Raw genomic sequence first — 12,814 nt, 5'->3', positions numbered from 1 at the left:
TCCCTCTAAAAGCCCAGCCCTTTATTGTTTATGTTTGCAGGGGGTAATGCAAAACTATCGGTTTCGGCATAAGGCATTATCCATATTTTATTTTGGGGGTCGGTGGCATCTAACATATCTACTTTTAGGCGTGTGGCAATAAATAATGCCATATCGTAGGCAGGCTTACCGTCGGCCTTAGTGTAAATAGTAAAGTGTTGGTTGTGCCCGTACCATACGTTTACGGTATACATATGGGCATTGTCTTCTCCGGGCAATACAATTGCCTGTTTAAAAACCGACACATATTCAATTTCGGGCAGCTGTTTCCAGCGGCCAAATTTTACGCGGCCAACCCTGTATTCCTTTTTATAACGGCGGGTAGCCATATCAAAACAAATACTGGTAACCACAGAGAACCGCAACCCAAACACCAGCATAAAAACGGCACAGTTAAAACAACTTACAAACGCCTTAAAGCCCTGCCTGCCGGGCAGCTCATATACCCCATAGATCATTAGCCCAATAAAAATTACCATGAGCACATAAGATACCGTGGCCAAAACGCTTTGCCAAACCGGGCGCTCCCTTTCGCTTATAATAATATCATTTGTAGTTTTAACCATATTGCTGTGCTATACTGTCTCTAAAATACTAAAGATTATGTTATATAAACGCAGCAGGCAGACATTTTATTAGTGATGAGTGCCTTGCATAAAAAAACCCTTTCCACACTAATGGAAAGGGTTTTTTAGTAAGTATAGATGAATTTTAATCAACCAAAATAATGATTCTGTTGTCTTTAAGTTCAAGTGTGCCTGATTTTATTGGCAATAAGAACTTTTGGTCTTTATCTGATCGTACAAACTTATCCGAAAACGAAGTGTTTGCCTTAAAATCAGGGACCGCGATCTTGATGCTACCCTCTGCCAATATCGAAACGATGTTAGCGTGGTGGTTAAGCATCTGGAACTCGCCATCTACACCCGGTACAGTAACCGATGTTACCGCGCCTTTAAACAAATGGCCTTCCGGCGATACTATTTCTAATGATAACATATTCTTTTAGTTAAAAGTTTTAAGTTAACGGTTAACAGTTCAGCTACTGTAAACTGTAAGCTGTAAACTGAAAACTATTTTTACGCTTCAGCTAACATTTTTTGTCCGGCCTCTATAACATCTTCAATGGTACCTTTAAGGTTAAAGGCAGCCTCCGGAAGGTGGTCTAACTCGCCATCAATAATCATGTTAAAGCCTTTAATGGTATCTTTAATATCTACAAGTACACCCGGTATACCTGTAAACTGCTCTGCTACGTGGAACGGCTGAGAAAGGAAACGCTGTACACGGCGTGCGCGGCTTACAGATAGTTTATCTTCCTCACTAAGCTCTTCCAAACCAAGGATAGCAATAATATCCTGTAGCTGCTTGTATTTTTGTAGTATCTCTTTTACCCTTTGGGCAGTGTTATAATGCTCATCGCCAAGAATAAGCGGGGTAAGTATCCTTGATGTAGAATCCAGTGGATCTACCGCAGGGTATATACCAAGCTCGGCAATTTTACGGCTAAGTACAGTTGTAGCATCTAAGTGGGCAAAGGTTGTAGCCGGTGCCGGGTCGGTTAAGTCATCCGCAGGTACGTATACCGCCTGAACCGATGTAATAGACCCTTTTTTGGTAGATGTAATACGCTCCTGCATAGCACCCATCTCTGTAGCAAGTGTAGGCTGGTAACCTACCGCAGATGGCATACGGCCCAATAGTGCCGATACCTCAGATCCTGCCTGTGTAAAACGGAAAATGTTATCTACGAAGAAAAGTACGTCTTTACCTTGTCCTTCGCCGGCACCATCACGAAAATATTCTGCAATAGTAAGGCCGGAAAGGGCAACACGTGCACGGGCTCCTGGCGGCTCATTCATCTGTCCGAAAACAAATGTAGCCTTAGATTGCCTCATGCCTGCTTTGTCAACTTTGGATAGGTCCCATCCGCCGTTTTCCATAGAGTGCATAAAGTCGTCGCCATATTTAATAATACCCGACTCAAGCATCTCTCTAAGTAGGTCATTCCCCTCACGGGTTCTTTCACCAACTCCTGCAAATACCGAAAGACCACCGTGGCCTTTGGCTATATTATTGATCAACTCCTGGATAAGTACCGTTTTACCAACACCTGCACCACCAAATAATCCAATCTTACCACCTTTTGCATAAGGTTCAATAAGGTCGATTACTTTAATACCGGTAAATAAAACTTCCGATGAAGTTGAAAGGTCTTCAAATCTTGGGGCTGAGCGGTGGATAGGTAATCCACTGTCACCTGCTTTAGGCAGGTCGCCAAGGCCATCTATAGCGTCGCCAATTACATTAAACAAACGTCCGTAGATATCGCTACCAACAGGCATCTGGATGGGAGCGCCGGTACCAATAACTTCCTGGCCCCTGCTTAAACCATCTGTAGAGTCCATAGATATGGTACGAACGGTATTTTCGCCCACGTGCGATTGTACCTCAAGTATCAGTAATGTACCGTCTTTTTTGGTGATTTCTAACGAATCATAAATTTTTGGAAGCGCGGCATTTTCGGTGTTAAACACCACATCTACCACCGGCCCGATAATCTGTGCAACTTTTCCTATTACTTTAGACATTGCTTATGTATTTATTAAACAGCTATTTATCGTTTGCGAGAAATCTTATTTTTCTCGGGTGCAAAGATAGTTTTTTATTACTGAATTATGCAAATTAAACTATTGCGTTTTTTGTAATAAAAAAGCCCTTTTTGGTAAATACACTATCAAATGTTATTGCAGCACGGGTTGTTTTGAGAAATTGTTGCGATAAGAAGTAAAAAAGCCAGTCAGTTAGTAGAATTATGATGACTCTATCAACTTTACCATTTTTTCTTTTTTTTCATTTTCGATGTTGAAAATTACATCTGCTGGTTTAAAAACAGGACTGTTTATAGCTTTGATTATCTTGCCATCAAATGAATGCAAATCAAGAACTTTAAATGTTTTTGAAAATATAGTTAATTCCAAAGTGTTCAAATCTAAAACTCCCATCTTCTGTATCGTTCCTCTAAAGGCAACTTTCATCCATACAGGGATTGCCAAATAGTGCCCACTAACATCCCAAACCGGTGGACCTGCACACCAATCATTAATTTTAAATTTTTGGTTTTCTCCAATTTCAAGAAAACATTTACCCCCTAAGGGCGCACCCATTGCAATTTCATTTAGGTTGTGATAAATGACTTTGTACAAGCCGTTCGGCGATATAAGACCTTTATCCGAATTATGAAAATTCCATGGGTCTGAAAAATTTTTCATCATAGCTATTTTAAGTATTTAGCTCTCGGGAAATTGTACGGGAATTTAATCTTCACAGAAAAGTTAAACCAATCCTCTTGTTAAGCCCTACTTCAAAGATCCGGATTAGTGTAGACAGCTGGATATTGCCTTTACCATTTTCAATTTTTGAAATATAGCTTTTCTTTGTCCCGGTTTTTTCCGCCAGTTGTTCCTGCGTAAGGTTAGCATCCTTACGAGCCTCTTTAAGCATTTCGCTTATTATGAACATTTGCGAACTTTCTTCATATTTATTCCTGCTCTCTGTACCGATTATTCCATGTTCTAAATTAATCAGTTCGTCAAACGACTGTATGTTGTTGTATTTGTCCATAGCTATTTCTTTTGAAAATATTCGTTCATTAACTCTGTCGCCTTCTCCAGCTCATTTTTGGGTGTCTTTTGGCTTTTCTTCTGAAAGCCATTAAAAAGCACAACCAATTTACCTTCATCAAAGCAGCAAAATATTCTGTAAATATTCGATTGATATTCTACCCTTATCTCATATAATCCATCCGTGCCTGATAGATGCTTTAAAAATTTCTCAGGTACACGGTCTACCTGCTTGATCAATTCAAGAACATATTGAATTTTACTTTTTATCTTTTCATCCTGCTCTTGGTAGAACCTGATAAAATGATTTTCGTAAAATATAATTGTTCTTGCCATAGACGCAAAGTTATCTTAAAAGAGAACAAAAACAAAATTTAGTTTTATAGTGTGTGAAAACTATTTGGAAGTAACGGGCAGCTTTCAACAATCCTTAAACAGCTTGCTCCCCCGGATTAAAACACATCTGCAACATCTTAAAAAGTTCAGGGTGTTTGGATTCCAGCAAATCAGGGCGTTCAAAGAAATACTCCGATACGACTGCAAAAAACTCCGCCTGGTTGGTACCCCCATATTCGCGGATATCTGACTTATCATCATTAATCTCCTCCATGGTTTTGTGCATTAGATCGATCCACGGTATTGTGTACTGTTTGGCCAGTAACTGCTCCGGGATACCATCGGTAGCGCCATCCATTTTGTCTATTAAATGCACAAATTCATGAATGCCGGTATTGCTTTTGTCGGTAGTATTTTCAAAGCCATGGTAAAGTGCCCTCCTGCTCAAAATCATTTGCTTTTCGAACCTGCCCGAACCTACCAGCCCACCAATGTTGCGCGATGCGGCGGTATCGGCAAACTCCAGTTCGTTATTAAAATAATCGGGGTAAAGCAACACACCGCTTAAGTTATAGTAATGCCACTCTTTAAACCCAAAAACCGGGATAACCGCGCTACATGCAACGAGTATTTTATCAAGGTCGGTAATTTCAAGCTCTACGCCCTCAATATACACCTCGCTTAAAAACTGCATCGTGCGCTGCCTAAATTCAGGTTGCCTGTCGGCAGGCAATTCCCTGTAAAAATGCACATTTTCCTGCAACAGTTCCTCCCACCCCTGAGGAAAAACCTCCACCACACCTTTCTTGGGTTTTTTATATAAAAAGAAGCCTGCAAGCGCTGCCAGCACTAAAACAATAGCATAAACCATATTGTAGGTATTTGAAACTAAAAATTTTGGTCCGGTATAACATTGCCGACCCAAACTTCCTCAAACATACAAAATTTTCAATCAAAAAACCCCTTAAGAAATTCCTAAGGGGTTAGTATATAATTGTACAGAGAACCTACTCCACCGTAACCGATTTTGCTAAATTTCTTGGCTGGTCTACATTACAGTTACGCATAACCGCAATATGGTAGCTTAATAACTGAAGCGGAATAGTAGTTAACAACGGCGATAAAGCGTCGCTGGTTTCCGGGATCTCAATAACATGGTCGGCCAGGGCTTTAACCTGCGTATCGCCTTTAGTTACAATGGCAATAATTTTACCGCTACGTGATTTAATTTCCTGTATGTTGCTTACTATCTTATCATAATGCTCCTGTTTAGGCGCAATAACTACAACAGGCATACGCTCATCTATAAGTGCAATAGGGCCGTGCTTCATCTCTGCCGCAGGGTAACCCTCGGCGTGAATGTACGATATCTCTTTTAGCTTAAGCGCACCCTCTAAGGCTACCGGGAAATTATATCCCCTGCCCAGGTAAAGGCAGTTAGGCGCATCTTTATATATAGATGCAATGGTTTGCACTTCTAAATTAGTTTGTAAAGCCTGTTCTACTTTCTCAGGGATCATTTCCAGCTCCTGTAAGTAGCGGAAGTAATCTGCCCTTGGCATAGCACCCTTAGCACGCGATATACGCAACGCCATTAGTGTTAACAAGGTAATTTGGGTTGTGAATGCTTTTGTAGAAGCCACCCCAATTTCCGGGCCGGCGTGTGTGTAAGCACCGCTGTGTGTTTCGCGTGATATGCTTGATCCTACCACGTTACAAACACCAAACACAAACGCACCGCGCTCTTTTGCCAGTTTAATGGCAGCAAGGGTGTCGGCCGTTTCGCCCGATTGTGATATGGCAATAACCACATCGTTAGGGCGGATAACCGGGTTACGGTACCTAAATTCTGATGCATATTCTACCTCTACAGGTATGCGTGCAAACTCCTCAAAAATATATTCTGCCACAAGGCCGGCATGCCAGCTTGTACCACAGGCAATAATAATAATCCTGTCGGCATTCATAAACTTCTGAAGGTTATCCTCTACACCTGCCAGCTTAACAATACCTTCGGATACGCGGATCCTACCCCTAAAAGTATCTTTAATAGCATTAGGCTGCTCATAGATCTCTTTAAGCATAAAGTGGTCAAAACCGCCTTTTTCTATCTGCTCAAGGTTCATTTGCAGCTCCTGTATGTAAGGGTCAACTAACGAGTCGTCTTTAATTTTGCGAATTTTAAGCGGTTTTTTAAGGCTGATGATAGCCATTTCCTCATCATCAAGATACACCGCGTTAGGAGTATACTCAATAAACGGTGAAGCGTCAGACGCTACAAAGAATTCGCCTTCGCCCACACCAATTGCAAGTGGGCTACCCAAACGGGCGGCCACAATTTCATCGGGGTTTTGCTTATCAAAAACAGCAATGGCATAAGCACCCACAACCTGGTTTAAGGCAATTTGCACTGCTTTGCCCAGTTTAATGTGTTCCTGTTTTTTTACTTCTTCTATAAGGTTTACTAAAACTTCGGTATCGGTATCCGAATGAAATACGTAACCCCTTTTTATAAGCTCTTTTTTAAGAGGCTCATAATTTTCTATAATTCCGTTGTGTACAATAACTAAGTTGCCTGAGTTAGAAAGGTGCGGGTGCGAATTTACATCATTCGGCACACCGTGCGTAGCCCAGCGTGTGTGACCTATGCCTATGTTACCTGTGGTAGTAATTTCTTTTTCGGCCCTTTCTTCAAGGTCGCTTACCTTACCCTTAGTTTTGCTAAGTTTAAGGCCTGTTTCGTCATATAATACAACTCCTGCACTATCATAACCCCTGTATTCCAGCCTTTTTAAGCCTTTAATAATAATGGGGTATGCCTGCCTGTGCCCTATATAACCTACAATTCCGCACATACTATTTAATTAATCAGGTTTTGTGTAATAAACTTCAAGCTTAAGGCGCTTGTCATAATTAGGATCACCCACCGGTATATTGTTCCCAAAAAGAACAGTACCAAAAGGGTGCATAACAGATGCGGCCGGCACAGCCTGAACCTGCTGTGTGCCTGCATTAAATGGGGTTTTAACAGCACTATTACCCGTAATGGTAATACTCTCTGTTACTACCAACCCCAGTTTTACATTGGTAGAATCTTTATTTACCAGGTTATTTATATGGTCTGTAATTCGTATTTTATAACGTGCCACCCTGGCATTATCTGTAGCATCATATTCTGCAATACCGCCATAAACATATTTTTGATATTTAGGAAAACCATTAACACTGGTTACATCGGTATAATAGTCGTATACCGGCCTTTTGTTGTTTACATCGTATAAAAACACACGCAATGGATCTGTAATATCATCATTAACGCCACCCGCCATTGCCGCTTTATCTACATAAAACACAAGGTTAGCCTCATTAATAAGTATGCCGTTACCGGTACTGTTTAATGCTTTAAGCGACTCAATATCGTTTGGATTGATATCTATATACGCCGCCGATCCTTCTCCTCCTTTAACATAAAGCCTTGAGTCGCCCGTAATGGGTGTAGATGTATTTATGGCCGCAAGATATGCCGGTTGCACAGCAGTATTCTCTAAAAAGTTTATGGTATTACCTTTAAGGTTTAGCAACAATGTTTTGTAGGTATATTTTATAGTACCATCATCGTTAAGCACTATGGTACCGTTGGTACGGGTTACATCCCTGTAACGCATGGTAATAACACCGCTGGCAAATTTAAGAGCCGCCATAGTAGAATTATCGCCTATTTGTTCTGCCTTAAAATAAATACCCCTAAAATAGTTTTTAAACACGTTGTTATTAGCAAGGTTCCCGCTATTTTGGGCATCTATAATAAGCGTCTGGAAAATACTCTTATTTAAATTTAAGAACATACCCGGCGCAAGGTTCTCTACCGTTTTTAGCGTACCACCCGGAGGTGTTGCTTTACGGTGTACTTCGGCAGCACTGTATCTAAAATCTACTCCCTCTATAGCTGTACCTGCATCATCGGCTAAAAGGCTTTCGCCTCCCGCGCCTTCAATCAAAGCCCTGTCACTGGTATAATATTTCTGGGCAACAGTACTATTGTTACTTGCATCAGCATCACGCAAAAAGAAGTTGTTCTTTTTAACACTTAACCTAAAGGTGGGTGCATTAGTTGTATCGCCATAAATAGAATCTAACGTGTAAGTGCTCGATCCATCAGCTGCTGTAACAGCTAATGTGCTGTGGTAAGGCACGTAAAGGTATACAGAGTCTAAAACAGGCTGATCGAACGTTGGGGCTGTTGTACCAAGCTCTAATTGTGATACAAAGCTGGCTACGGTAGTGCCAAATATAGGGTGATTGTATGCCCCAAGGGTGTTAACCTCCATATTATTACTTTGTACACTGCCTGTTGGCATATCATAAGCCGCAATACCCGGCTCAAATTTTATAATATTGTTGTGAATGTCGCCGTCTACCACGTCAGACCCTAATTGGTCGTAATCCGTATCGCACGACATCATGAAAACAAAACTTAAAGAAAAAAGAAAAATCTTTATAAAAAGAGAACGCTTATTCATACATTTTTTTTAGGAGGTTTACTATAAAACCTGATTTCTATAGAAATTAGTATATGCCGATGCAAAATTATCTTTAGGCACAAACTCCAGGAATGGTTTTCCTGACTTTTCTATAAAGGAAACAAGATCGCCCGAAAGGTCGTCTGACGCTATGATAACAGCATCAGAATGGGCAATGGAAGCTTTCATTATGTTTTCATAATTAGGCACAGCAAGCACATTAACATCGCTCTCCGGCACGGCATCAAACAATACTTTTTTAAGCATATCATTGTCCAGCGTACCGTCAAACCCCTGGCTGTACACAGATGTTACTATTTTAGTATCGGCAAAAAGAGCCTCATCCTTATAGTAATGTTTCATGTAAACCGGCAGCATTGCAGCCATCCAGCCATGCACATGTATAATATCCGGTACCCAGTTAAGTTTTTTAACGGTTTCTACCACCCCTTTTGCAAAAAAGATGGCTCTTTCATCATTATCAGGGTACAGCACACCATCCTCATCACTAAATGTTGCTTTCCTTTTAAAGTATTCGTCGTTATCAATAAAATAAACCTGTATCCTTTCTTTAGGGATTGAGGCTACTTTAATAATAAGTGGCATATCCATGTCGTTTACTACAAGGTTCATGCCCGAGAGGCGAATTACCTCGTGCAGCTGGTGCCTTCGCTCGTTTATGTTGCCATAACGCGGCATAAAAATTCTTATCTGGCCGCCCTGATCATTTATCATTTTCGGCACATCATACGACATTAGCGAAACTTCATTCTCAGCCAAATAAGGCACAACTTCAGATGATACGTACAATATCCTCTTATCCTCCATCTTCAATACTTAATTTATTTGGGTGTAAAAATTCATGCAAAATTAAACATTTTTGCCCAGTTTATAACTATATATTAATTTTGCATGGTTAATAATACACATTCAATGCTGATTTTCAATAAAAAAGCCGACTTACAAAACCACTTAATGCCCTATATACAGGCTAATAGCCCAATAGGGCTCGTACCTACAATGGGTGCACTCCACCAGGGCCATTTAGCGCTTATGGAGCGGTCTTTAGCACAAAACACCATCACGGTGGTAAGTATTTTTGTAAATCCTACCCAGTTTAACAACCCGGAAGACTTAGAAAAATATCCCCGAACGTTAGAAACAGATGCCGAAAAAATAAAAACGCTTAGCGCGGATATTATAATTTTTGCGCCCGGGGTAGATGAAATGTACCACGGCAACACCGTATCGCAGCATTACAGTTTTGACGGGCTTGAAAACCAGATGGAAGGCGCACACCGCCCCGGCCATTTTGATGGCGTAGGTACCATAGTTAAAAAACTGTTTGATATTGTGCAGCCCACTAACGCTTACTTTGGCGAAAAAGACTTTCAGCAATTGCAGATCGTAAGGAAATTAGTAGAAAAAAACCACATACCTATAAACATTGTAGGCTGCCCAATAACCCGCGAACCCAGCGGCTTGGCAATGAGCTCGCGCAATGAAAGGCTTTCGCCCGATGAAAAAACAGGTGCCGCCTTTATATATAAAACGCTTTTAGAGGCACAGGATAAGTTTAAAAACGAGAGCATTAGCACTGTAAAACAATATGTTACAGAAGCTTTTGCAGCCCACCCGGAATTTAAGCCTGATTATTTTGAAATTGCACGAGAGGACAGTCTTGAACCCGCCACATTAAAGGAAAACACAAAATACAGGGCATTTGTTGCCGTTTTTTTAGGAAATGTTAGGCTAATAGATAATATTTCATTAAATTAATTACCTTTGCGCCATGCAAATTCAAGTTGTAAAATCCAAGATTCACCGCGTTACGGTGACGGGAGCCGATTTAAACTACATAGGCAGCATTACTATAGACGAGGCACTTATGGAGGCTGCGAATATGATTGAAGGTGAGAAAGTTTCTATCGTGAACATTAACAATGGCGAACGACTGGAAACTTATATAATTAAAGGAAACAGGAACAGCGGCGATATTACCCTTAACGGGCCTGCTGCCAGGAAAGTGCAAAAAGGCGATATTATTATAATTATCTCTTACGGCACACTGGATTTTGAGGAAGCCAAAAGCTTTAAGCCTGCTATAGTGTTCCCTAACGAAAAAGACAACTCTCTTACGTAAGCTTTGAAGAAAAAAATAATCCGTTTATTAAGTATACTACTCCCACTTGCGTTGGGAGTTTTTTTAATTATATACAGCTACAGGCAGCTAACGGCAGAGCAATTAGACTCGCTTAAGGTTAGCTTTAAAAACGCTGATTACCTGTATGTATACCTGGGCCTGTTTGTGGGCATTACCGGCTTTTTAGCCCGTGCCTACCGCTGGAAGTACACCCTGGCACACATGGGCTACACCGCGCCGTTCCCTGTAAAATTTGGTGCCGTGTGCATTACTTACTTAATGAACATGACCATTCCACGATCGGGCGAGGTAAGCCGCGCACTGGTGCTTAAGCGCTATGCCGGTGTACCGTTTGATAAGGGTTTGGGTACCATAATATCCGAAAGGGTTGTTGACCTTTTTATACTCCTTTTTTGTATGGGCGGCACTGTACTGCTGCAATTTAACAGCCTTAAAGATTACCTTGCCACTATACCCTTCCAAAAACTGCTGGTATACGGCTTCGTTGCCGGATTGCTTTTCATCTGTTCGGTACTTTTTTACATGTACTCAAGGGCAGAATGGCTTAAAAAACTCAAATTAAAAATTGCAGGACTGGTAGAAGGTGTGCTAAGTGTGTTTAAAATGCCTAATAAATGGCCTTTTTTATTGCTTTCCCTTTACATTTGGTTTACATACATACTTGTTTTCTACATAACCATTTACTGTTTGCCTGAAACCAGCGGATTAGATTTTAGCGCCGTGGCCACAGCCTTTGTTGTGGGCAGTATTGCCATTACATTCAGCAATGGCGGGCTTGGGGTGTTTCCCGTTGCTGTTGCCAATATTTATGCCATGTACGGTATTCCTTACACAGCCGGTACGGCTTTTGGCTGGATCGTTTGGGCATCGCAGGTAACTGTCATTATTTTTCTGGGCGGGCTGTCTTTTTTATTACTGCCGCTACTGTATAGAAAAAAATAATCACTAAATTGCCTTGCTATTTTACCCCCAAAATTGTAAGACAATGAAAAAGAATACTTTACTACTCCTACTCCTTTTTGCCCTGCCCCTGTTTGCACAGGTTAGGACAGAAGAGGTTGTATCCCAAAAATTAAATACCACGAGGGATATCACCATCGTTTTTCCACAATATTATGAGGAGGATAAGGATAAAGTGTATCCGCTCTTACTGGTTTTAGATGGCGAATATATGGTAGAGCCTTTTAGGGGCTCACTTCAATATGCCAACTACTGGGATGATCTGCCAGAGGCTATCATAGTAGGCATCAACATGAACGAAGATAAACAGCGGGAAGAGGATACCCGTGTAGGCGAAACTACAGGACTGCCCGAAGGTAGCGGTAACCAGTTTTACGAGTTTATAAGCTCAGAACTTATGCCTTACCTTCAAAAAAAATACCGCATCTCGCCTTTTAAAGTTATTGCCGGGCACGATACTACTGCCGGCTTCCTGAATTTTTTTCTGTACAAACAGGATCCTATTTTTAACGGCTTTATTTGCTTTAGCCCGGAACTGGCCCCCGATATGGAAACCCAGGTGCCTAAAATGCTGGAACAGGCTAAAAAACCTTTATTCTTTTATATGGCAACATCTGACGGTGACGTAGAAAAAATGCAAAAAAAAATATTAGAGTACGACAAAAATCTTAAAGAAGTTAAGAACACAAATTTCAGGTACTTTTTTGATAAGTATGGCGATGTATCGCACTACTCGCTTGTACCCTACGGTGTACCATCGGCATTGTATAGTATGTTCTCATCGTACAAGCCAATATCATCTATAGAATACCGCGATAAGATCGCTAAACTGCCTTCGGGCTATGTTGATTACCTTAAGCAAAAATACCAGATCATAGAAAAAGACCTTGGCGTTAAAATGACCGTGCGTATTAACGACATGAAAGCTATTGAGGCCGCCATTATGAAAAGCACCATGTATGATGAGCTTAAAGACCTGGCCGACCTGGCGCGCAAAAACTACCCTAAAATGATCATCGGCGAATATTATGAGGGCCTTTACTATGAAATGACGGGTAACCTTAAAAAGGCTAAAAAAACGTATTTAAACAGTTATACCTACAAGAGTATAGGCGAATACACTAAAGATTATATGATAACTAAGGCCGAAAGCCTTAACGTGGATTAATGTT

At 40.9% G+C, this 12,814-nt stretch carries 14 protein-coding genes; 4 read left to right on the top strand and 10 right to left on the bottom strand.

What is annotated here, in order from left to right; translation table 11 throughout:
- Positions 1 to 5: 5 nt before the first annotated feature.
- From FMM05_RS16515 to FMM05_RS16470, 10 genes are all read right to left on the bottom strand, one after another.
- Positions 6 to 605 carry a hypothetical protein gene (locus tag FMM05_RS16515; protein ID WP_143374519.1) on the bottom strand — a complete coding sequence of 200 codons (600 nt, stop codon included), beginning with the start codon at positions 603 to 605 and terminating at the stop codon, positions 6 to 8.
- A gap of 145 nt (positions 606 to 750) precedes the next feature.
- Positions 751 to 1,038, bottom strand: coding sequence for a F0F1 ATP synthase subunit epsilon (locus tag FMM05_RS16510; protein WP_143374518.1), 288 nt, complete (start codon positions 1,036 to 1,038; stop codon positions 751 to 753).
- A gap of 80 nt (positions 1,039 to 1,118) precedes the next feature.
- Positions 1,119 to 2,630, bottom strand: a complete 1,512-nt coding sequence (gene atpD, locus FMM05_RS16505) for a F0F1 ATP synthase subunit beta (protein ID WP_143374517.1) — start codon at positions 2,628 to 2,630, stop codon at positions 1,119 to 1,121.
- A gap of 222 nt (positions 2,631 to 2,852) precedes the next feature.
- Entirely contained in the window at positions 2,853 to 3,314 is a 462-nt protein-coding gene (locus FMM05_RS16500) for a hypothetical protein (protein WP_143374516.1), read from the bottom strand.
- A 49-nt stretch (positions 3,315 to 3,363) separates the two neighbouring features.
- Positions 3,364 to 3,663 (bottom strand): helix-turn-helix domain-containing protein, encoded by a 300-nt coding sequence (locus tag FMM05_RS16495; protein WP_143374515.1) that lies wholly within the window; start codon positions 3,661 to 3,663, stop codon positions 3,364 to 3,366.
- Positions 3,664 to 3,665: 2 nt separating this feature from the next.
- Positions 3,666 to 3,998, bottom strand: a complete 333-nt coding sequence (locus tag FMM05_RS16490; RefSeq protein WP_143374514.1) for a type II toxin-antitoxin system RelE/ParE family toxin — start codon at positions 3,996 to 3,998, stop codon at positions 3,666 to 3,668.
- Positions 3,999 to 4,092: 94 nt separating this feature from the next.
- A complete protein-coding gene (locus tag FMM05_RS16485) occupies positions 4,093 to 4,869 on the bottom strand; it encodes a M90 family metallopeptidase (protein ID WP_143374512.1) in 777 nt (258 codons plus the stop codon).
- 136 nt (positions 4,870 to 5,005) lie between these two features.
- Positions 5,006 to 6,853 (bottom strand): glutamine--fructose-6-phosphate transaminase (isomerizing), encoded by a 1,848-nt coding sequence (gene glmS, locus FMM05_RS16480; RefSeq protein WP_143374510.1) that lies wholly within the window; start codon positions 6,851 to 6,853, stop codon positions 5,006 to 5,008.
- A gap of 9 nt (positions 6,854 to 6,862) precedes the next feature.
- Positions 6,863 to 8,461, bottom strand: coding sequence for a DUF4270 domain-containing protein (locus FMM05_RS16475; RefSeq protein ID WP_185965614.1), 1,599 nt, complete (start codon positions 8,459 to 8,461; stop codon positions 6,863 to 6,865).
- Between the two features lie 78 nt (positions 8,462 to 8,539).
- Positions 8,540 to 9,346 carry a glycogen/starch synthase gene (locus FMM05_RS16470; protein WP_143374506.1) on the bottom strand — a complete coding sequence of 269 codons (807 nt, stop codon included), beginning with the start codon at positions 9,344 to 9,346 and terminating at the stop codon, positions 8,540 to 8,542.
- Positions 9,347 to 9,451: 105 nt separating this feature from the next.
- On the opposite strand from FMM05_RS16470, the gene panC reads away from it, so the two are divergent.
- Genes panC through FMM05_RS16450 form a run of 4 tightly spaced genes read left to right on the top strand, consistent with a single transcriptional unit; the run spans position 9,452 to position 12,810 of the window.
- The gene (gene panC / locus FMM05_RS16465) at positions 9,452 to 10,297 is read left to right on the top strand and encodes a pantoate--beta-alanine ligase (protein ID WP_143374504.1); all 846 of its coding nucleotides are present in this window, start codon (positions 9,452 to 9,454) and stop codon (positions 10,295 to 10,297) included.
- 13 nt (positions 10,298 to 10,310) lie between these two features.
- A complete protein-coding gene (gene panD / locus FMM05_RS16460; protein ID WP_143374502.1) occupies positions 10,311 to 10,661 on the top strand; it encodes an aspartate 1-decarboxylase in 351 nt (116 codons plus the stop codon).
- A gap of 3 nt (positions 10,662 to 10,664) precedes the next feature.
- On the top strand, positions 10,665 to 11,624 hold the full coding sequence (locus tag FMM05_RS16455; RefSeq protein WP_143374501.1) for a lysylphosphatidylglycerol synthase transmembrane domain-containing protein: 960 nt from the start codon (positions 10,665 to 10,667) through the stop codon (positions 11,622 to 11,624).
- 43 nt (positions 11,625 to 11,667) lie between these two features.
- Entirely contained in the window at positions 11,668 to 12,810 is a 1,143-nt protein-coding gene (locus tag FMM05_RS16450) for an alpha/beta hydrolase (protein ID WP_143374499.1), read from the top strand.
- The last annotated feature ends 4 nt before the right edge of the window (positions 12,811 to 12,814 follow it).

This window comes from Flavobacterium zepuense (genome assembly GCF_007097145.1).
Classification (GTDB): domain Bacteria; phylum Bacteroidota; class Bacteroidia; order Flavobacteriales; family Flavobacteriaceae; genus Flavobacterium; species Flavobacterium zepuense.
This window is presented reverse-complemented; position numbering and strand designations above follow the sequence as displayed.

Excerpts from the sequence above, each read along its gene's own strand:
- FMM05_RS16470 (WP_143374506.1), bottom strand. The coding sequence starts at position 9,346 with ATGGAGGATAAGAGGATATTGTACGTATCATCTGAAGTTGTGCCTTAT.
- glmS (WP_143374510.1), bottom strand. The coding sequence starts at position 6,853 with ATGTGCGGAATTGTAGGTTATATAGGGCACAGGCAGGCATACCCCATT.
- panC (WP_143374504.1), top strand. The coding sequence starts at position 9,452 with ATGCTGATTTTCAATAAAAAAGCCGACTTACAAAACCACTTAATGCCC.
- FMM05_RS16485 (WP_143374512.1), bottom strand. The coding sequence starts at position 4,869 with ATGGTTTATGCTATTGTTTTAGTGCTGGCAGCGCTTGCAGGCTTCTTT.
- FMM05_RS16450 (WP_143374499.1), top strand. The coding sequence starts at position 11,668 with ATGAAAAAGAATACTTTACTACTCCTACTCCTTTTTGCCCTGCCCCTG.
- FMM05_RS16475 (WP_185965614.1), bottom strand. The coding sequence starts at position 8,461 with ATGATGTCGTGCGATACGGATTACGACCAATTAGGGTCTGACGTGGTA.
- FMM05_RS16515 (WP_143374519.1), bottom strand. The coding sequence starts at position 605 with ATGGTTAAAACTACAAATGATATTATTATAAGCGAAAGGGAGCGCCCG.
- panD (WP_143374502.1), top strand. The coding sequence starts at position 10,311 with ATGCAAATTCAAGTTGTAAAATCCAAGATTCACCGCGTTACGGTGACG.
- FMM05_RS16510 (WP_143374518.1), bottom strand. The coding sequence starts at position 1,038 with ATGTTATCATTAGAAATAGTATCGCCGGAAGGCCATTTGTTTAAAGGC.
- atpD (WP_143374517.1), bottom strand. The coding sequence starts at position 2,630 with ATGTCTAAAGTAATAGGAAAAGTTGCACAGATTATCGGGCCGGTGGTA.
- FMM05_RS16495 (WP_143374515.1), bottom strand. The coding sequence starts at position 3,663 with ATGGACAAATACAACAACATACAGTCGTTTGACGAACTGATTAATTTA.
- FMM05_RS16500 (WP_143374516.1), bottom strand. The coding sequence starts at position 3,314 with ATGATGAAAAATTTTTCAGACCCATGGAATTTTCATAATTCGGATAAA.
- FMM05_RS16490 (WP_143374514.1), bottom strand. The coding sequence starts at position 3,998 with ATGGCAAGAACAATTATATTTTACGAAAATCATTTTATCAGGTTCTAC.